Genomic DNA, 18,280 nt, shown 5'->3' with positions numbered 1-18,280 from the left:
GGCCGGTACGGCCCGTGTTCGCCACTCGTCACGCACCGAGAGCGGCGGGCCCCTGGGAAAGGTTCGCAGCAGTGATCGTTTCGTTATCCGACGTGTCGCCGTCGACGGCTCAGGACTCGGGGCAGGTGGCGGCGCGCGGGCCGAGGTCGCCGCTGCGGTGGTGGCGTCGGCACAGCACCTGGTAGCGCACATCGGCGTCGTCGACGGTGTCGCCGATGACCACCTGCTCGCCCTCGCGGACGATCCGTCCGCCCACGACCCGGGCGTTGAGCAGACCCTCCCGGCCGCACCAGCAGAGCACCTCGACCTGGATCCGGGCCACCGAGTCGGCCAGCTCGAACAGCCGCCGGGCGGCCGGGAACAGGCCGGACCGGAAGTCGGTGGCCAGCCCGAAGGCGTACACGTCGACGTCGTAGCTGTCGACCAAGTCGGCCATCTGCTCCACGTGCTCGACGGAGTAGAAGCTGGCCTCGTCGCAGATCAGGTAGTCCACCCGGACCCCGTCGGCCCAGGCGTCGCGGACCAGGGCGCACAGGTCGAGCGCGTCGGTCACCTCGATCGCCTCGTGCGCCAGCCCGATCCGGGTGGTGACCTGCGGGCCGAGCGAACGGTCGATGCGGGTGGTGACCAGTCCCCGGCGGCCCTGCCGGGAGTGGTTGTAGTTCATCTGCAACGCCATCGTGGACTTGCCGCAGTCCATCGGACCCCAGTAGAAGCGCAGCGCGGCGGCGTGCGCGGGCCGCCCGTCGACGCCCCGGGCGGCCACGCACCCACCCGAGGGGTCGCCCGGGGCGGCCATCCGGGGACGGGCCAGGCAGGTGGGTACGGGGTCTGGGGCGCTCGTCACGGACCGGCAGCCTAGCCGATCGACGACGTCCCCCGGTCCACCGACGGCCCGCCGGTGTGCCTCACAGCACCCGTGGCGGCGTGTTGCCGGCGGCCACGATCGCGCGCCGGATCGGCACCGCCAGCAGCAGCAGGAACCCGACCACGAAGAAGATCAGCAGGGAGACCAGGCCGACCCGGTAGGAGTTGGTGAGCTGGAACACCAGACCGAACGCGAGCGGCCCCAACCAACTGGTGCCCTTGTCGCTGATCTCGTAGAAGCCGTAGTACTCGCCCTCCTTGCCGGCCGGGATGAGCTGGCTGAACAGCGACCGGCTCAACGCCTGGCTGCCGCCGAGGACCAGACCGATGGCGGCACCGAGCACCATGAACGGCAGGGGCGCCTCGGCCGGCAGCCGGAACGCGCCGAGGATCACCGCGGTCCACAGCACCAGGCTCAGCAGGATGGTCTTCCACGCGCCGATCCGCCCGGCCAGCCACCCGAGGCCGAGCGCGCCGCCGAACGCCAGGAACTGCACCAGCAGGATCGTCACGATCAGGGTGCTCTGGTCCAGCCGCAGTTCCTCGGTGCCGTACTGGCTGGCCAGGGTGATGACGGTCTGGATGCCGTCGTTGTAGACCAGGAACGCCAGCAGGAAGAACAGCGTCAGCGGATACGCCTTGATCTCCCGCAGGGTGCGGCCAAGTTGCCGGAACCCGTCGGTGAGCACGTTGCCGCCGGGCCCGGCGGCGAGGGCGGCGGCGGTGGGCCGTTCCCGCAGCCAGCGCAACGGCACCAGGGTGAACACCGCCCACCAGACGCCGGCCGAGACGATCGACCAGCGGGCCAGGTCGAGGGTGCGTTCCGGGGTGCCGTTGTCGAACGACTGCACCGCGACCAGGTTGAACGCCAGCAGCAGACCACCGCCGAGGTAGCCCAGCGCCCAGCCGCGACTGGAGATGCCGTCGCGTTCGTCCGGCCCGCCCAACTGCGGCAGGAACGAGTTGTAGACCACGATCGCCGCACCGAAGCTGATGTTGGCGATCATGAACAGCGCGCCGCCGAGCAGGTACCGGTCGCCGGTGACGAAGAGCATCCCGATGGTCGCGCCGGCACCGGTGAACGCGGTGGCGGCCAGCAGCCGCTTCTTGTGCAGCGACCGGTCGGCGATCGCCCCGATCACCGGCAGCACGAAGACGGTCAGCAGCACCGACAGCGAGATCAGGTACGGGTAGTACGAGCCGGCGGCCACCTTGATGCCCAGCGGGTAGACGTACCCGCTGCAGTCGTCGGCGCCGAGTTCGCAGCCGGCGGCCATCTTGGCCACGCTGGTCAGGAACGGGCCGAGGAACACCGTGATGACGGTGGTCTGGAAGGCCGAGTTGGCCCAGTCGTAGAAGTACCAACCGGTGCGCTCGCGGCGCGTGCTGGCGGGTTGCGGGGTGTCGTCCTGCGCGGCAGGGGTCGCCGTCTCGGCCATGTGGGGGTCCTTTGCCCGGGGTGTTCAGGCGGCCCAGTGGCCGCGGCTGCGGTAGACGTCGCGCAGCACGCCGACGTGGTCGGTCATGACGCCATCCACACCGAGATCAAGTAACTCGTGCATCTCGGCAGGTTCGTCGATCGTCCAGACGTGCACCTGCAACCCGAGTCGATGTGCGGTGCGCAGCAGGCGACGGTCCACCACCGGTATCCGGCCGAAACGCACCGGCACCTGCGCGGCCACCACCGACGGCGGTAGCCGCAGCGGCCGACCGGTCAGCGAGGCCCAGCGCAGCCGGGCCACCCCGCGTGCGCCGAGGCTGGTGGCGACGCGCCCGTGGGTGAGGGCACGCAGCCGGGTCAACCGGGCGTCGCTGAACGAGGCGAGCAGCACCCGGTCGGCGGCGCCGGCCCGCGCCACGGTGGACACCGTCGGCGCCACCCCGGGGTCGGACTTCACGTCGATGTTGAAGCGCACCTGCGGCCACGCGTCGAGCACCTCGTCCAGGCGGGGTACGGCGGCGGCCCCGCCGACGCGCACCGTGGCCAGGTCGGCCCAGCGCAGCGCGGACAGCCGTCCCCGCTGCCCGGTGAGTCGTCCGAGGGTGTGGTCGTGGAACACCACGGCGACGCCGTCGGCGGTGCCGTGCACGTCGGTCTCCACGTACCGGTAGCCCAGCTCGACGGCGCGGGCGAAGGCGGCCGTGGTGTTCTCGTCGCCGTCGGCGGCACCGCCCCGGTGCGCGAAGGCCAGCGGCGTCGGGGCGTCGAGGTACGGGTGACCGGGTGCCACGCAGCGCAGTATGCCCGGCGTCGGTGGCCGGCGGACGACCGGCCGGTGACCGGCGCGTACCCGCCTGCGGTGCCGGATTCCGGACAGTGACCGTGCGGGTCCGCTGTGCGACGGTCACCATGTGGCGGTGATGCCGTGGCCGCCGTCCCCGCAGCCCGGGCCGTCGACCGCGCCCCGGTCGACACTGACCGCGCATCCGGTCGACCCGTTGCCGCCCCGGATGACCCCGCCGGACGAGTCGCCCCGGCCGCGTCCCGTACCGGCCGGTGTCGGGTTGTTCGTGGTGGCGGTGCTGGCCGGCGGTAGCCGGTGGGGAGCCGAACTGGTCCGGGGGTGGGCCGCCGACCTGCCCTCCGCCGACGGCCCGGCGGGGCTGACCGCGGAGCTGTTGCGGGCTCTGATCTACGGCGTGACCTGGGCCCGGTGGGACCTGGAACCGCAACGCTCCGGCATGGTCGGGTACTGGTTGGCGGAGAACCTGCGCACGCTGCTGTTCGTCGTCGGCACGGTGTGGTTGCTGCGCCGGCTGGGGGACCGGCCGACGGCGTCCGGGCCCTACCGGGCGTGCGCGGTACTCGGCGCGGTCACCGTGACGGCGGTGCTCGCCGCGTTCGCCGGGGGTCTCGTCGGCCTGCTGCTCGTCCCGGACGACCTGGTGTTGTACGGCGACCCGAGGTGGTGGGTGAACACCACGATCACCGGCGCGCTGATCGCCGGCCTGGTCTACGGCCCGGGGCTGGCCGTGGCCACGATGCGATCCGGCGCGAGCCCGCGTCGGGTGGACGGGGGACGGCCGAGATGACCGCACGGACGGATCCACCGACGGTACCCGGGCAACGCCCGGCGTCCCCACCGGTGACCAGCGAGGCGACCCGGTACCTGTGCGTGGCCGCGCACACCGACGAACGGTTCGCCGAGCGGGTGCTCGACGAGGTGCTCGGCGACGAGGTGCGGGCGGTGGCGCCCTCGGTGGGCTTCGACGTGTCGCCGGTGGTGCGCCACTGTCTGGTGGCCCGTCACCGGCGTCGCCGCCGGGACCTGCGGCTGCTGGTCTTCGGGGGCCTGGCGGTGCTGCTCGCCCCGCTGTGGACCCTGCTGGTGGTCGGTGCGATGTGGGTCGGCACCTCGCTGGCCCCGTTCCGCCCGACCCGGGAGCGGATGCTCGGTCCGCTGCTCGGCATGATCGTCGCCGCGCTGAGCGCCCTGGTGCTGCTGATCCGGTTCCACCTGATCACCGTCGAGGAGTCCGGCCCGGCCGGGTGGCTGGTCGGGCGACCGTGGCTGGCCCTGCCGGCCGGCATCGCCGCGTTCCTGACCCTGGCGATCCACCTGCACGGCACCCGGTGGCTGCTGGTGACCCGGCTGCGCCGGAACGTGTTCGTGGCGAGCGCACCCGACGAGGTGTCCCTGCCGTCCCGGTACGCCGACCGGCTGGCCGCCGTCGACGAGGCGCAGCACGGCAACGTCACCGTCTACGGCGGGTATCTGCCGTTCGTCGGGCACGGCACGCCGGTGGCCGGGTGGTCGTTCGCCCTGCCGATCCGTCCCGCCGAGCAGGTCGCCGGGTGGAGTCGACCGGAACGGCCGGAGCCGGCCCCGTTCACCGTGCTGGAGCTGATCGACCACGTACGCGGGCGGCTGGCCTCGCTCGACGCCGGGCTGGGGGCGGACCGGCTGGCCGGGCTGACGCTGGAGGACCGGATCTTCGTCGGCGGCCACCTGTTGACCGGGGACCACCGGTTGCTGCCGGACCAGGACCGGGCGCCGCGTCAGCGCTTCACCCCGGAGGAGGTCCGCCAGGTGGCGGCGAACCCGCAGGGCGCGGCCCGGCACTACCTGTGCGCGCTGGTGCCGTCCTGGGGTGCGGAGGTGGTGGCGGGCACGTTCCTGCACTTCTCCACCGACGGGAAGCTGCTCTACCTGGAGTGCGCCCGGACGGTGCTGGAACCGCCCCGGTGGGCGTACCACGAGGTGGACCGGCTGACCGACTGGATGTCGGCGCGGCAGTTGGTGCAGATGCTCGCGGTCGCCACCGACCGGCTGGTGCCCACGGCCGTCGGTGCCGCCGGGCGGTTGCTGACCGACCTGGGTCACGCGGTGCGCCACCGGCCGCGACAGGCACGCCTGCGGCGGTTGGCCCGTGAGGATCTGGGGTACGACCACGGCGCGCGGGTCGGGGTGCGGGAGTTGGCCACCGGCAGCGACTACCACAACTACTTCCAGGTGCTCGACGCGGCGAAGCACCTGAAGGTGGTGGAGCGGCACGTCCTCGCCGCGATCGTGGACTTCCTCGACGAGCGGGGCCTGGACACCGCCGAGTTCCGCAGCCGCCAGACGATGATCCTCAACCAGGGCATCGTGCAGACCGGCGGCCTCAGCGTGGTCGGCAACCAGGCGGTCGGGTCCGGTGCGCGGGCCGAGCAGCACGGCCAGCCGGCACCGGCCGGTGGTGGTGAGCGGGCACGACCGGTGTGAGACACAGGGGAGAGGCGCATGTCGGAGACGTCGGCGAACTACGGCATCCAGCAGTCCGGCGGGGTCAGTCAGGTCGGTAACCAGGCCGTCGGTCCGGCCGCGTCGGCGGTCGGTGGCACGCTCTGGGCGACCGCGCCCGGCGTGGACGTGGCGGCGCTGGTGACCCGGCTGGTGGAGGTGCTCGACCGGCACCGCGACGAGTTGGACGACCCGGCCCGTGCGGTGGCCGCGGAGTTGCGCGCGCACCTGGCCCGGCCGCATCCGGAACCGGCGCGGGTGACGGCGTTGTTGCAGCGCCTGGCTGCTCTCGCGACGCCGGTCGCGCCGGTGGCCTCGGCGGTCACCGAGGTGCTGCGCGCGATCCAGCAGGCCGGCTGACCGCGACGGCCCGGCGGCGCGCCCCGGCCGGTGGCGGGTCAGCCGGTGGCGGGGCCACGTCGGTGGGAGCGGCCGGTGTCCACCGGTCGGCCCGGGTCGACGTGCCGGGGCCGGTCGGGTTCGTCGGGACGCAGCGGCACCAGGGTGTCGGTGAGGGCGTCGACGATCCGGTCGGTGGCCTGGCGGGCGACGCCGGGCGCACCCGGACGCAGGTCGGTCAGGTCGACCGGGTCGCCGAAGTGCACCCGTACGGTGGGGCGGCGGACCAGCGCGCGGGCGACGCCGCCGAGCAGGCCCTTGGGCGCCCGGTAGGGCAGCACCTCGTGCGAACCCCACTGCGCCACCGGCACGACGGGGGCGCCGCAGGTCAGGGCGAGTCGGGCGGTGCCGGTCTTGCCGCGTTCGGGCCACAGGCCCGGGTCGAGGCCGATGCGTCCCTCGGGGTAGACCAGGATCGGCGCGCCCGCGGCGACCGCGGCGGCGGCGTCGTCCAGGGCCCGGTGCACGCCGGTGGTGCCCCGGTCGACCCGGATGTGTCCGGCGCGTCGCATGGCGGTGCCGATCACCGGTGCGCGGAACAGCCCGCCGGTGGCCATGATCCGGGGTGCCACCCGGCGGCTGCGGCAGGCGGCGGCGAGCACGATCGGGTCGAACGGGCTGATGTGGTTGGCGGCCAGGATCAGCGGCCCGTCCCGCAGGTGCGCGGGGATGTCGCCGGTGACCTCCAGCCGGGCCAGCGCGCCGACCACGACGCGGGCGAGCAACTGGGCGGTGCGCCAGATCAGCGGCGGCTGCCAGGGGGAGTGGGCGTGGTCCACAGCCGGTGATGGTCGCACGGCGGGGCTCGCCGGTGCCGGACAGGGGGCCGCACGGCAGAGGTGAGCAGGGTCATTGGTCCCGGAGCGGTTCGGGTCCCCCGCCTCTGCCGACCGACGTACGACAGGCTGTAGTATTTACTACGTCTTGTAGTATGAGCAGCCCTGGGGGTCGCAGGTGGACGCGTTGGACGTCGCCCGCTGGCAGTTCGGTGTCACCACCGTCTACCACTTTCTCTTCGTACCGTTGACCATCGGACTCTCCGTCCTGGTCGCCATCCTGCAGACCCTCTGGCACCGCACCGGGGACGAGAAGTACCTCAAGCTGACCAAGTTCTACGGCAAGCTGTTCCTGATCAACTTCGCGATGGGCGTGGTCACCGGCATCGTGCAGGAGTTCCAGTTCGGCATGAACTGGAGCGACTACTCCCGCTTCGTCGGCGACATCTTCGGTGCCCCCCTGGCCATCGAGGCGCTGGTCGCCTTCTTCCTGGAATCCACCTTCATCGGCCTGTGGATCTTCGGCTGGGACCGGCTGCCCAGACGCCTGCACCTGGCCAGCATCTGGGCCGCCGCGATCGGCACCAACCTGTCGGCGTACTTCATCCTCGCCGCGAACTCGTTCATGCAGAACCCGGTCGGCTACTGGATCAACCCGGAGACCGGGCGCGCCGAGCTGACCGACTTCGTCGCCGTGCTCACCAACAAGGTCGCCCTGATCACCTTCCCGCACACCATCGCCGGTGCCTTCCTGGTCGCCGGGTCGCTGCTGGTGGCGGTCGCCCTGTGGCACCTGATCCGCCGCCCCCACAGCGAGGACACCCCGGCCTACCGGTTCGCGGCCCGCTTCGGCTCCTGGGTCACCCTGGTCGCCGCCGCCGTCGTGGTGATCACCGGCGACATCCAAGGCAAGATCATGACCGAGGTGCAGCCGATGAAGATGGCCGCCGCCGAGGGCCTCTACGACACCGAGAGCCCCGCCTCGTTCTCCGTACTCACCGTCGGCAGCCTCGACGGCAGCCGGGAACTGTTCGCCATCAAGATCCCGTACCTGCTGTCGTACCTGGGCACCGGCGACCCCAACGGCACCGTGCACGGCATCAACGACCTCCAGGCCCTCTACACCGCCCAGTACGGCCCCGGCAGCTACACCCCGATCATCCCGGTCACCTACTGGAGCTTCCGGTTCATGATCGGCTTCGGGCTCGCCGCCGCGGCCATCGCCCTGCTCGTGCTCTGGTCGCAGCGCCGGGGCCGTACGCCACGCGGCACGTGGCTGCTGCGCGCCGGCCTGGTCATGCCGATCCTGCCACTGCTGGCCAACTCCTTCGGCTGGATCTTCACCGAGATGGGCCGCCAGCCCTGGATCGTCTTCGGCGAGATGCTCACCCGCGACGGCGTCTCCCGCAGCGTCTCCCTCGGCGAGGTGCTCACCAGCTTCGCCGCCTTCACGATCATCTACGCCGTGCTCGCCGTGGTCGAGGTGAAACTGCTGATCCGCTACGCCAAGGCCGGCGTACCCGACGTCACGCCCGAGCCCGAACCCGACGACACCGACGACGCGGACCGCCCGCTCGCGTTCGCCTACTGACCCGGAGCCCCCACCGTGGAACTGACCACCATCTGGTTTCTCCTCGTCGCCGTGCTGTTCACCGGCTACTTCATCCTGGAGGGCTTCGACTTCGGCGTCGGCATGCTGCTGCCCGTGCTCGGCCGCGACGACCGCGAACGCCGCGTCATGATCAACACGATCGGGCCGGTCTGGGACGGCAACGAGGTCTGGCTGATTACCGCCGGTGGCGCGATGTTCGCCGCCTTCCCCGAGTGGTACGCCACCCTCTTCTCCGGCTTCTACCTGCCGCTGCTGCTCATCCTGCTGGCCCTGATCGCCCGGGGCGTCGCCTTCGAGTACCGCCACAAGCGCCCCGAGGCGTCCTGGAAGAGCCGCTGGGACAAGGCCATCTTCTTCGGCTCGCTCATCCCGGCGATCCTGTGGGGCGTGGCCTTCGCCAACATCCTGCGCGGCGTACCCCTCGACGCCGACCACGAGTTCGTCGGCGGCCTGGTCGACCTGCTGCATCCGTACGCGCTGCTCGGCGGCGCGACCACCGCGGCGCTGTTCGGAACCCACGGCGCGGTGTTCATCGCACTGAAGACCGTCGGCGACATCCGGGGCCGCGCCGCCGCCCTCGCCGTACGCCTCGGCGTGGTCACCGCCGTACTGGCGGTCGCGTTCCTCACCTGGACCCTGACCATCCGCTCCAGCACCGCCGCCGTGGTGCTCGCCACCGGTGCCGCCCTGGCCCTGCTCGGCGGTCTCGCCGCCGCCCGGGTGCGGCGCGAGGGCTGGGCCTTCACCGGCACCGCGCTGGCCATCGGCCTGGCCGTGGCGACCCTGTTCGCCGCGCTGTTCCCCACCGTGCTGCCCTCCACGCTGGACCCGGCCGGCACGCTGACCGCCACCAACGCCGCCTCCACCCCCTACACCCTGAAGATCATGACCTGGGTGGCGGTGTTCTTCACCCCGATCGTGCTGGCCTACCAGGGCTGGACGTACTGGGTGTTCCGCAGGCGCATCGGCGTCAAGCACATCCCGCAGCACTGACCGGATCGGCCCGGGACCCCACGTCCCGGGCCGATCCGGCACCATGAGCTGATGCCCCACCAGCACACCTACCGCACCACCGTGACCTGGACCGGCAACCTCGGCACCGGCACCAGCGGCTACCGCGCCTACCGACGCGACCACGACGTCACCGCCGACGGCCCGCCCCCGATCGCCGGCAGCTCCGACCCGACCTTCCGGGGCGACCGCACCCGCTGGAACCCCGAACAGCTCCTGCTGGCCGCGCTGTCGCAGTGCCACATGCTGGCCTACCTGCACCTCTGCGCCGACCACGGCATCGTCGTCACCGACTACGTCGACACCGCCACCGGCAGCATGACCACCGACAACAGGACGGGCAGCGGCCACTTCACCGAGGTCGTCCTGCGTCCCCGGGTCATCCTCGCCGACCCCGCCGACACCGACACCGCGACCGCGCTGCACGACGACGCGCACCGGGTCTGCTTCATCGCCAACTCCGTCAACTTCCCGGTCCGGCACGAGCCGAACACCGTCACCGTCTGACGCCACACGTAGGGCCCGGGACGCATCCGCCCCGGGCCCCGCGCGCACCTGTGCCGACCTCAGCCCGCCTCGCGCAACTCCGCCAGCCGGGCCTCGATCTCGGCCAGTTCGGCCCGCAGCTTCTCGGCCTGCCGTTCGGCCTCGGACCGCTCCGACGCCAGGATCTGCTCCACCGCCTCGTGCACACCGGGCACGTCGACCAGCGCCACCATCCGCAGCGCCTCGGCCGGCTTGAGCACGTACGGCTTGGCCAGCACCTTGCCGCCCTGCTGCGCGGCGACCGTCCACTCGCCCTCGGCGTACGCCAGGGTGACCGTCAACCCGGCCGGTCCCTTCGGCTTGGCCGCCTTCACCGGCCGCCGCGCGGGCTTGGACTCCACCGTCTCCACCTTCGGCTCCTCCCGTCGACTCGGCTCCTCCGGCCGAGGCTGCGGCATCCGGTCCAGCACGAACTCCGGCTCCGCCGCCGGCGGTTCGACCGGGGTCGGCTCCACCTTCGGCTCGGCCGGTCGACGGCCGGCGCCCCGGGGCGCCACCGCCACGTCCGCGGGGGAGAAGGGCAGCTCGTCCCGGCCGAAACGCACCACCACGTACTCGTCGGACACCGCCGGGTCGGTCAGCTCGACCACCTGGCCGAGCTGCCCGGCGATCTGCCCGGCCGACGCCGTGAACACCACCTTCGGCTTGCGTCCCGCGGCCAACGCCTCCCGGATGCCACGCACCTCGTCATCGGACAAACCCTGGCCAGCGACACCCATCGCGCTCCCTCATCCGTCGTACACGTGTTCAGTCGCCTGCCTTGATACCAGCACCCGGCGACACCGTGAAGATCAGCCCCCCAGCGCCTTCAGCGCCCGGTCCATGACCAGTTCGCTGTGCGCCACGCAGCACCACCGGCCGTGTGCTCGACCACACCCGACTACCGGGGCCGGTGAACGCCCCGGTAACGTCGCCGACACCGGCTCGAGGGCAGGGGAGACGATCAATGGCACCGGTCACCGTCATCACCGGCGGCGGGCGCGGCATCGGCGCGGCCACCGCCCGGCGGCTGGCCCACGCGGGCCATCATCTCGCTCTCGGCTATCGCCGCGACCACGCCGCCGCCGAGGCCGTCGTGGCCGAGCTGCACGCCATCGGCGTACGCGCCGTCGCGGTGCCCGCCGACACCCGCGACCCCGATCGGGTGGCCGCCCTGTTCGACGCCGCCGAGGAGTTCGGCCCGCTCACCGGCCTGGTCAACAACGCCGGTGTGACCAGCCCGATCGGCCCCCTCACCGAGCTGCGCCTGGACGACCTGCGCGAGGTGGTCGACGTCAACCTGGTCGGCTACGTGCTCTGCGCGCAGCAGGCGGCCCGGCGGATGACGGCCGGCGGCGGGATCGTCAACATCTCCTCGGTCGCCGCCACCCTCGGCGGTCCCGGCGAGTACGTCCACTACGCCGCGGTGAAGGGCGGCACCGACGCGCTCACCGTCGGCCTGGCCAAGGAGTTGGCTCCGCGCGGGATCCGGGTCAACGCGGTGGCCCCGGGCATCATCCGTACCGACATCCACGCCCTCTCCGGGCAGCCGGACCGGCCCGAGCGGGCCGCCGGGCGGATCCCGCTGGGGCGTCCCGGCGAACCCGACGAGGTCGCCGCCGCCATCGCCTGGCTGCTCGGCCCGGACGCCTCCTACACCAGCGGCGCGGTGCTGCGCGTCGGCGGCGGTCTCTGACCCGGTCTGCTGTTCAACCCTGCCCTGGCGTGCGCGGACGCGCCCGTCGGGTGGGTTGACCATGCCCCGGCGCAACCCCTATCGCTCCAGTACGTCGAACGGCGTACGGCTCAGTCGAACATTCTGAGGGGGTGGCGTGGTCGATACCGCTCTCGGCGTCATCGTCCCGCCGGCCAACCCGACCGCCGAGCCCGAACTACGCCGCCTGGTGGTGGCCACGCCGTTCCGGTTCGAGGACGCGGTGCCCGACCTCAGCGAGGTCGGCTACTGGTCCGGCCCGCGCGGCCGGTTCTCGCTGATCCGCACCCCCGACATCTGGCGCGCCGCGCTGTCCACGGACACCGGGGTCGACGACGAGCCGCCGACCGGCCTCCACCTGAGCAGCACCACCGGGGGCATGGGCCTGAACTCCGGCATCCACGACGCGATGGCGGTGGCCGCCGCGTTGACCGGGTCCGACCAGGACACCGCACTAGGCGCCGGACGCCGGGTGCCCGCCCGCGAAGTGCCGCCCGACGGCACGCACGAGAGGTCACGGTCGAATGGAGTCAGCGGTGCCGGTGAGTGAGCCAGCCGAGGGCCACCGTTACACCGCGAGCGGACTGGGTCGCGCGCTGGCCGTGATCGACCTGCTCGCCGAACGCAGTCCCGAGATGGTCGGGGTGTCCACCGTCGCGCGGGACCTGAGCCTGCCCAAGGCGGTGGCCCACCGCATCCTCAAGGAGCTCACGGCCAACCAGTTCGTCACCTTCGACGAGGGCACCCGGCGCTACCGGCTGGGGCCGGGCGCGCTGGTCGCCGGTTCGTCGTCCAAGGCGATCCTGGCGGCGCTGCCCGACGCCGAGGTCTCCGAATACCTGTCCACGCACGAGCTGGTGTCGATGACGCCGGCCACCATCACCTCGGTCGAGCAGCTCTGGGAGGACCTGCGGGCGGTACGCGGCCAGGGCTACGCGGTGAGCCGGGGCGAACGGCAGGCGGGGGCGGCGAGCGTGGCGGCGGCCATCCGGCTCGCCTCCGGCGAGGTCTACGGGTCGTTGTCGCTGTGCGGCCCGCAGGACCGCTTCTCGGCGCGGTTGCTGGCCGAGTACGGCGACCTGGTGGCTGACGCGGCCCGCCAGGTCAGCGCCGAGCTGGGCTACCAGCCCGCCCCGTAGCGGGCCGAGCCGGCACCGGCCGCGCTGGCGAAGCGTCGCAGTCCCCGTCGTCGGACGGCCCGGGCGGCGGCCGACCAGGCCGACAGCAGTTCGGCCGAGGTCGTCGTCTCGCAGAAGTAGAAGCCGAGGTTGCGGATCGCCGGCTCGGCCAGGTCCGGGCGGGTCCAGCCGACCATGTCGGTCGGCAGGGTGACGGCCAGTCCGCCATGTACGCCTCGCGGACGGTCGAGTCGACGCAGACGTTGGCCGCCGTGCCGACCACCACCACGTGGTCGCGGTCGTGTGCCCGCAGCAGGTGGTGCAGGGGCGTGCCGACGAAGGCGCTGTAACGCGTCTTCTCCAGGTGGCAGTCGCCGGGCGCGGGGGACAGCCCGGCGGCGAGTTCGGCGCCCCAGGAGCCGGCCGCGCAGACGCTGAGCGGGCTGCGGCCCATCGCCTCGGCGCGTGCCCGCCGGGCGGGCGAGACGAGCTGGTCGTGAGCGGGTGTCGCGCACCCCGGGGCCGAAACCCCGTCATCAACGGCCCCGGGGTGCGCGCCTCGACCAGCTCACCGAACCTGGTCCGCCCCATCCGCACGCCCCGGCCCGCCCACCGACCGACCCCGCACCCTCACCGCACCGACTCCCGCAACGCCACCAGACACGACGCCAACCGCCACACCACACCCGCATCCGGCACCGCCACCGACCCACTCCACGGCAACTCCGCCCGCACCGCCTCCGGCGACGACCCCGCACCCAACAGACCACCCACCAACGCCGCCACCGTGTCCGTGTCCCCACCACACCGCACCGCCGCCACCAACCCACCCCGCACCGAGCCCGCGCCCCGCACACAGTGCAGCACCGCCGCCACCGTCTCCGCCGCGTCCAGACCGACCCCCGACGGCGGGGGAGACCACCCACCCGCCACCACCGCACCCACCAGCTCCGCCAACCTCGGCGCGTCCCCACACACCGGACGCGCCACCTCCACCAACTCCACCGCCCGCCGCAACCACACCGCCACCGGCACACCCGCCACCGACCACGACGCACACCCGGCCATCACCACCGCCGCGCCCAACGCCTCCGGCGCCCGATGCGTCGCCCGCGTCAACTCCACCGTCCGCGCCACCAGCAGATCCACCCGCTCCGGCGGCACCGACCACCCCACCGGCAACGCCCGCATCGGCGCGCCGTTCGTACCACCCTCCCGATCGTCGGGCACCGCCCCGGTGGCCCGGAACGCCGCCAGCGCCGCCCGCGTCGACGGCCCCGCACCCGGCACCGGAGGATCCTGCGCCGCCACCCGCGACAGGAACGTCACCGCGTCCACAGCACCGTCCACCAGACACCGCGCCACCAGCAGCGTCAACGCCGTGTCGTCCGACGTGGCCCCGGCCGCCCACCGGTCACTGGCCCGAGGCGTCTCGATCACGTCGTCGGCGTCACCGGTCGGCGGACGCCCCTCGTACGGCACCCCCAACGCGTCCCCACAGGCGTACGCCGTCAGCGCCCCCGCCACCCGCCGTACCGTCACCGACCCGTCCACGACACTCGACACACCCGAAGCCTAGGCGGCCCGAACGAGGGGAGTGGTCGACTACTCTGAGTGACCGGACCGGGCGAGGCGGAAACCCACGTCGTCCACCGCGAAGCTCGGATGACTGCGCCGCCGCACCGACGCCCGGCAACTCCACCGCTCGTCGAACCAGCCGCCGCCCCGCAGCACCCGGTAGGTGCCGTACACCTCGGGGTCGTACACGTCCCAGCACCAGTCCCAGACGTTGCCCAGCATGTCGTACAGCCCCCAGGCGTTCGGGCGCCTGCCGCCCACGTCGTGCAGCCGCTCACCGGAGTTGCCGCGATACCAGGCGACCTCGTCCAGCGGCCCGTACCGGGGACCGGTCGTGCCCGCCCGGCAGGCGTGCTCCCACTCGGCCTCGGTGGGCAGCCGGTACCCGTCGGCACCGGAGTCCCACCCGACGTCCTCGCCGTCGATCCGGTACGCCGGCCGCAGCCCGTCGACCCGGGACAGGGCGTTGCAGAACCGGACCGCGTCCCACCAGGACACGGTCTCCATCGGACGGCGGCGCTCGCCGGCCGCACAGGGGACACCGACGACCGAGGCGTACCCGGCCCGCGTCACCGGATACGCGGCGAGCCGGTACGGCCCGACGTCGACCGGCCAACTGCGCTGCGTACGCCGATCCGTCAACACCACGCGCCCCGCCGGAACGTTCACCATCACGCTGTCGGAGTCCACGAGGAGCAGATGCTACCGATCCACCTGCCGCTCAACCCATGTTCGATAATTGACATTATGTAAAGTGAACCTTCCGGCGCGTCCCCCGAGGGCGGCACACCGACCGCCGCCGACGGCCTGGGAATGCAAGGAAGGGTCCCCTGCTATACACCAGGCGTTAGCAAGGGGCCCTTCCTTACATCCCGGCGCACCCCGGTGCCAGCGCGACGCTGGTCGGCCTGGTGGGCGCGCCCGACCGGCACGTCCAGCACCCAGCAGCCCCTCGCCCCCATCCCACGCGCCGCATCGCGGTCGCCTGGGAACCCCGTCCGGCCCAGCGGGCCGAGGGTCGGCCGCACGACGCGCGGCGCGGCGCTCGGTGCGGCGCGGCGCGAGCCGACCCCGCTCCCCTGGGTCGGCGGTGAACCCGAAAATCATGCATAATATCCCTTATGCATGACAAAAGGGATGAAACGGTACGGGTGTTGATCGAGGAGTTCCTGACCTCCCGGGCGACGCGCAAGCCCTCCCCGCACACCCAGGCGGCGTACCGGCGGGACCTGACCGCGGTGGCCGTGCTCGCGGCGGAGCTGGTCGCCCCTCCCCTCCCCCTCGATGCACTGTCCATCGAGGCGCTCTCCCCCAGGCTCATGCGGGCGGCGTTCGCCCGGTTCGCCGCCGACAGGGCCGCCGCCTCGGTGGGGCGCGCCTGGTCGACCTGGAACGGCTTCTTCTCGTTCCTGGTGGCCGAGCAGGTGGTGGCCGGCAATCCGATGCCGGCGGTGGGTCGGCCCCGGACGCCGGTGCCGGTGCCGAAGCCGTTGCGGGGTGAGGACACTCCCGAGCGGTTGCTCGCGGCGGCGGCGCAGGCGCGGGGGCGGCAGCGGGATCCGTGGCCGGAGCGGGACGTGGCGGTGTTGGCGCTGGCGCTGTGTGCCGGGTTGCGGTTGTCGGAGTTGCTGGCGTTGCGGGTCGGTTCGTTGGCGGGGCGGCCGGGTGAGCGCCGGTTGGAGGTGGCCGGCAAGGGTGGGCGTCCTCGGGTGTTGCCGGTGGAGCCGGATCTGGACGCGTTGCTGGCGGACTATCTGGACAGTCGGGTGCGTCGGTTCGGTTCGCGGACGGTGCGGCCGGCCTCGCCGTTGCTGGTGGATCGGCAGGGTGAGGCGTTGCGGCGGGGCGGACTGCAGTATCTGGTGGAGTCCTGTTACCGGCGTGCGGGGATCGGTGACCGGGTGCCGCGTGGGGCGCGGTTGCACGCGTTGCGGCACACGTTCGCGACGCGGTTGGCCGAGGACGGGGCGGGCGCGGCGGAGATCATGCGGTTGTTGGGGCATGCGTCGCTGGCGTCGTCGCAGACGTACATCGAGGTGACGTCGGGGCAGCAGCGGGAGGCGGCGCGGGTGAACCGTACGTACCGGGCGTTGGTGGGGTTGGTACGGCCGTCGTCGTGAGGTGTGGCCTCAGGCGGGGTGGGCGTCGAGGACGGCCGGGAGGATCGCGGCGATGGCGGCGGTGGGGTCGAAGTCGGGGTCGGGGTTGGCGAGTTGGTTGTTGAGGAGGCCGTCGATGAGGGCGAGCAGGAGTCGCAGGGCGGTGCCGGGGTGGCGGGCGCCGAGTGCGGCGAGCAGTGGTGTGGCCCAGGCGGCGAGGTCGTGTTGGCGTCGGCCGATCTGGTGTTGCAGGGCGGGGTGGTGGGCGGCTTCGGCGAAGATCGCGAGTCGGGCGAGGGTGAGGGCGCGGTGGGTGGTGCTGAGATCGTGGACGAGGGTGCCGAGGGCGGTGGTGAAGGTGGTGGGGTCGATGTGGTCGAGGGTGCCGGCGAGGTGGTTCCAGCCGGTGGTCTCGAGGTCGAGGATGCGGGTGAGGACGCCGGCGATGAGGGCTTCGCGGGTGCGGTAGCGGTTGGAGGTGGAGCCGGTGGGGAGTTCGGCCTGGTCGTCGACGGCGCGGTGGGTGAGGTGGCGGGGGCCGCGGGTGCCGAGGACGGCGATGGCGGCGTCGAGGAGGCGTTGTTGGCGGGCGTCCACGTGCGTGAGACTACAGCAGTAGTGAAGGCAACTACAGTTGTAGTACGGTCGGGTGATGCGAGGATCAGCGGCCGTCATCGGAGGCGGCGTGGGTGGGCTGGCGGTGGCCGTGGGACTGCTGCGCGCCGGGTGGACGGTGACCGTGTTCGAGCGGGCGGCGGGGCTGCCCGAGACGGGCACCGGGTTGGGGATCTGGCCGTCGGCGTTGCGGGCATTGGATCGCCTCGGTGTGGGTGCGCTCGCGCGGGAACGGGGGCGGGCGCAGCCGGACGGGGCGATGCGTCGCCCGGACGGGACGGTGATCGCCCGGTTGGACGTGGGGCGGATCCGTCGGCGGCACGGTGAGGGGGTGCTGCTGCTGTCGCGGCCGGCGTTGCTGGGTCTGTTGGCGGAGGCGTTGCCGGCGGGCACGGTGCGTTTCGGCGCGCCGGTGGCGGGTCCGGCGGAGCTGGGTGACGGGTACGACGTGGTGGTCGGCGCGGACGGGATCCGCAGCGCGACCCGGGCGGCGATGTTCGGTGACCGGTTTCCGCTGCGCTATTCGGGGGTGACGGCGTGGCGTGGCACGGTGCCGTTGGAGGTGGCCTCCGGTGGGGAGACGTGGGGTCCGGGGCGCAAGTTCGGGGTGACGCCGCAGGCTCCCGGGGTGGCCAACTGGTATGCGGCGGTGGCCGCGCCGGAGGGTTTCCGGCCGCCGGCGGGTGATCTGGCGGCGTTGCGGCGGTGGTTCGGTGACTGGCACGATCCGGTCCCGGCGGTGCTGGACCGCGTCGACGCGGCCGGGGTGTTGCAGCACGACGTGCACTACCTGCCGCCGCTGCCGACGTACGTGCGGGGGCGGTGGGTGTTGGTGGGCGACGCGGCGCACGCGATGACGCCGGATCTGGGGCAGGGCGCCTGCCAGGCGTTGATCGACGCGGTGGCGTTGGCGGAGGCGTCGGCGGCGGAGTCGGGCGTGTCGTCGGCGTTGGCCCGGTACGACGGGCACCGGCGGGTGCCGACGCAGCGGATGGCGGCGATGGCGGTGCGGGCGGGCCGGTTGGCGCAGGTGCGGCGGTTCACCCGCGTGCGGGACGTGGCGTTGCGGGTGGCGTTGGCGTTCGGTCCCCCGGGCTGACAAGCGTGTGGTTCCCCGGAGTGGACGGTGGTGGTGGCCGCCTCGGGTGTGCGAGGCTGCGGGTGACGCGACTGGCGGCACCGGGGATGGGATCGACCATCGGGAAGCTCGTCGTGGGGGTCGTCCGCCTGGGCCTCCGCGGT

Annotated in this window: 20 protein-coding genes, 1 pseudogene and 1 riboswitch; of the genes and pseudogenes, 11 read left to right on the top strand and 10 right to left on the bottom strand. The window is 72.8% G+C overall.

Features of this window, described 5'->3' with window-relative positions:
* Nucleotides 1-109: 109 nt before the first annotated feature.
* The 3 genes from ACQVFL_RS15155 to ACQVFL_RS15145 form a co-directional block, all read right to left on the bottom strand.
* Nucleotides 110-799 (bottom strand): thymidine kinase, encoded by a 690-nt coding sequence (locus ACQVFL_RS15155; RefSeq protein WP_396695850.1) that lies wholly within the window; start codon nucleotides 797-799, stop codon nucleotides 110-112.
* Nucleotides 800-908: 109 nt separating this feature from the next.
* Entirely contained in the window at nucleotides 909-2,306 is a 1,398-nt protein-coding gene (locus tag ACQVFL_RS15150; RefSeq protein WP_431729671.1) for an MFS transporter, read from the bottom strand.
* A gap of 24 nt (nucleotides 2,307-2,330) precedes the next feature.
* Entirely contained in the window at nucleotides 2,331-3,098 is a 768-nt protein-coding gene (locus tag ACQVFL_RS15145; RefSeq protein ID WP_431729670.1) for a glycerophosphodiester phosphodiesterase, read from the bottom strand.
* Between the two features lie 127 nt (nucleotides 3,099-3,225).
* Between ACQVFL_RS15145 and ACQVFL_RS15140 the strand changes: the two genes are divergently transcribed.
* The 3 genes from ACQVFL_RS15140 to ACQVFL_RS15130 are packed head-to-tail and all read left to right on the top strand — an operon-like array spanning nucleotide 3,226 to nucleotide 5,951.
* On the top strand, nucleotides 3,226-3,900 hold the full coding sequence (locus tag ACQVFL_RS15140) for a hypothetical protein (protein WP_431729669.1): 675 nt from the start codon (nucleotides 3,226-3,228) through the stop codon (nucleotides 3,898-3,900).
* Nucleotides 3,897-5,573: a hypothetical protein gene (locus tag ACQVFL_RS15135; protein ID WP_431729668.1), complete on the top strand. Its 1,677-nt coding sequence runs from the start codon at nucleotides 3,897-3,899 to the stop codon at nucleotides 5,571-5,573. Before ACQVFL_RS15140 ends, ACQVFL_RS15135 begins: the two co-directional genes overlap by 4 nt.
* 18 nt (nucleotides 5,574-5,591) lie before the next feature.
* Nucleotides 5,592-5,951, top strand: coding sequence for a hypothetical protein (locus ACQVFL_RS15130; RefSeq protein ID WP_396695456.1), 360 nt, complete (start codon nucleotides 5,592-5,594; stop codon nucleotides 5,949-5,951).
* Between the two features lie 38 nt (nucleotides 5,952-5,989).
* Here the strand turns inward: ACQVFL_RS15130 and ACQVFL_RS15125 are convergent, their stop codons facing one another.
* The gene (locus ACQVFL_RS15125) at nucleotides 5,990-6,769 is read right to left on the bottom strand and encodes a lysophospholipid acyltransferase family protein (protein ID WP_396695454.1); all 780 of its coding nucleotides are present in this window, start codon (nucleotides 6,767-6,769) and stop codon (nucleotides 5,990-5,992) included.
* A 175-nt stretch (nucleotides 6,770-6,944) separates the two neighbouring features.
* On the opposite strand from ACQVFL_RS15125, the gene ACQVFL_RS15120 reads away from it, so the two are divergent.
* From ACQVFL_RS15120 to ACQVFL_RS15110, 3 genes are read left to right on the top strand one after another with little or no spacing between them, the layout of a single operon-like run.
* Nucleotides 6,945-8,357 (top strand): cytochrome ubiquinol oxidase subunit I, encoded by a 1,413-nt coding sequence (locus tag ACQVFL_RS15120; RefSeq protein WP_396695452.1) that lies wholly within the window; start codon nucleotides 6,945-6,947, stop codon nucleotides 8,355-8,357.
* Between the two features lie 15 nt (nucleotides 8,358-8,372).
* The gene (gene cydB / locus ACQVFL_RS15115) at nucleotides 8,373-9,371 is read left to right on the top strand and encodes a cytochrome d ubiquinol oxidase subunit II (protein WP_431729667.1); all 999 of its coding nucleotides are present in this window, start codon (nucleotides 8,373-8,375) and stop codon (nucleotides 9,369-9,371) included.
* Between the two features lie 51 nt (nucleotides 9,372-9,422).
* Nucleotides 9,423-9,896, top strand: a complete 474-nt coding sequence (locus ACQVFL_RS15110; protein WP_431729666.1) for an OsmC family protein — start codon at nucleotides 9,423-9,425, stop codon at nucleotides 9,894-9,896.
* Nucleotides 9,897-9,955: 59 nt separating this feature from the next.
* Here ACQVFL_RS15110 and ACQVFL_RS15105 read toward each other — a convergent pair whose 3' ends face one another.
* A complete protein-coding gene (locus ACQVFL_RS15105) occupies nucleotides 9,956-10,654 on the bottom strand; it encodes a hypothetical protein (protein ID WP_431729665.1) in 699 nt (232 codons plus the stop codon).
* A 227-nt stretch (nucleotides 10,655-10,881) separates the two neighbouring features.
* On the opposite strand from ACQVFL_RS15105, the gene ACQVFL_RS15100 reads away from it, so the two are divergent.
* The 3 genes from ACQVFL_RS15100 to ACQVFL_RS15090 all read left to right on the top strand — a co-directional run bounded on the left by ACQVFL_RS15100 (nucleotide 10,882) and on the right by ACQVFL_RS15090 (nucleotide 12,767).
* Entirely contained in the window at nucleotides 10,882-11,610 is a 729-nt protein-coding gene (locus ACQVFL_RS15100; RefSeq protein ID WP_431729664.1) for an SDR family NAD(P)-dependent oxidoreductase, read from the top strand.
* A gap of 136 nt (nucleotides 11,611-11,746) precedes the next feature.
* Complete coding sequence (locus tag ACQVFL_RS15095; RefSeq protein WP_431729663.1) at nucleotides 11,747-12,178, top strand: hypothetical protein; 432 nt, start codon at nucleotides 11,747-11,749, stop codon at nucleotides 12,176-12,178.
* Entirely contained in the window at nucleotides 12,171-12,767 is a 597-nt protein-coding gene (locus tag ACQVFL_RS15090) for an IclR family transcriptional regulator (RefSeq protein WP_431729662.1), read from the top strand. The genes ACQVFL_RS15095 and ACQVFL_RS15090 overlap by 8 nt, the downstream gene beginning before the upstream one ends.
* Here the strand turns inward: ACQVFL_RS15090 and ACQVFL_RS15085 are convergent.
* The 4 genes and pseudogenes from ACQVFL_RS15085 to ACQVFL_RS15070 all read right to left on the bottom strand — a co-directional run bounded on the left by ACQVFL_RS15085 (nucleotide 12,749) and on the right by ACQVFL_RS15070 (nucleotide 14,996).
* Nucleotides 12,749-12,943: a hypothetical protein gene (locus ACQVFL_RS15085; protein ID WP_431729936.1), complete on the bottom strand. Its 195-nt coding sequence runs from the start codon at nucleotides 12,941-12,943 to the stop codon at nucleotides 12,749-12,751. The two genes, ACQVFL_RS15090 and ACQVFL_RS15085, sit on opposite strands and share 19 nt — an antisense overlap.
* A gap of 35 nt (nucleotides 12,944-12,978) precedes the next feature.
* Nucleotides 12,979-13,200: pseudogene (locus ACQVFL_RS15080) on the bottom strand (cysteine hydrolase family protein); the annotation flags it as partial.
* Between the two features lie 176 nt (nucleotides 13,201-13,376).
* Nucleotides 13,377-14,312 carry an ADP-ribosylglycohydrolase family protein gene (locus tag ACQVFL_RS15075; protein WP_431729661.1) on the bottom strand — a complete coding sequence of 312 codons (936 nt, stop codon included), beginning with the start codon at nucleotides 14,310-14,312 and terminating at the stop codon, nucleotides 13,377-13,379.
* Between the two features lie 39 nt (nucleotides 14,313-14,351).
* Entirely contained in the window at nucleotides 14,352-14,996 is a 645-nt protein-coding gene (locus tag ACQVFL_RS15070; RefSeq protein WP_431729833.1) for a formylglycine-generating enzyme family protein, read from the bottom strand.
* A 449-nt stretch (nucleotides 14,997-15,445) separates the two neighbouring features.
* Here ACQVFL_RS15070 and ACQVFL_RS15065 point away from each other — a divergent pair, with 449 nt between their 5' ends.
* The gene (locus ACQVFL_RS15065; RefSeq protein ID WP_396695434.1) at nucleotides 15,446-16,444 is read left to right on the top strand and encodes a tyrosine-type recombinase/integrase; all 999 of its coding nucleotides are present in this window, start codon (nucleotides 15,446-15,448) and stop codon (nucleotides 16,442-16,444) included.
* Nucleotides 16,445-16,453: 9 nt separating this feature from the next.
* On the opposite strand, the gene ACQVFL_RS15060 is transcribed toward ACQVFL_RS15065, so the two are convergent.
* Nucleotides 16,454-17,020, bottom strand: a complete 567-nt coding sequence (locus ACQVFL_RS15060; protein ID WP_396695432.1) for a TetR/AcrR family transcriptional regulator — start codon at nucleotides 17,018-17,020, stop codon at nucleotides 16,454-16,456.
* Between the two features lie 55 nt (nucleotides 17,021-17,075).
* Between ACQVFL_RS15060 and ACQVFL_RS15055 the strand changes: the two genes are divergently transcribed.
* A complete protein-coding gene (locus tag ACQVFL_RS15055; RefSeq protein WP_431729660.1) occupies nucleotides 17,076-18,137 on the top strand; it encodes an FAD-dependent monooxygenase in 1,062 nt (353 codons plus the stop codon).
* A 57-nt stretch (nucleotides 18,138-18,194) separates the two neighbouring features.
* A riboswitch (ZMP/ZTP riboswitch) is annotated at nucleotides 18,195-18,278 on the top strand.
* The last annotated feature ends 2 nt before the right edge of the window (nucleotides 18,279-18,280 follow it).

This window comes from Verrucosispora sp. TAA-831, assembly GCF_050780145.1.
In the GTDB taxonomy this organism is placed as follows: Bacteria; Actinomycetota; Actinomycetes; order Mycobacteriales; family Micromonosporaceae; genus Micromonospora.
The sequence above is the reverse complement of the archived record's forward strand: the minus strand, read 5'-3'. Positions and strand labels throughout refer to the sequence as shown.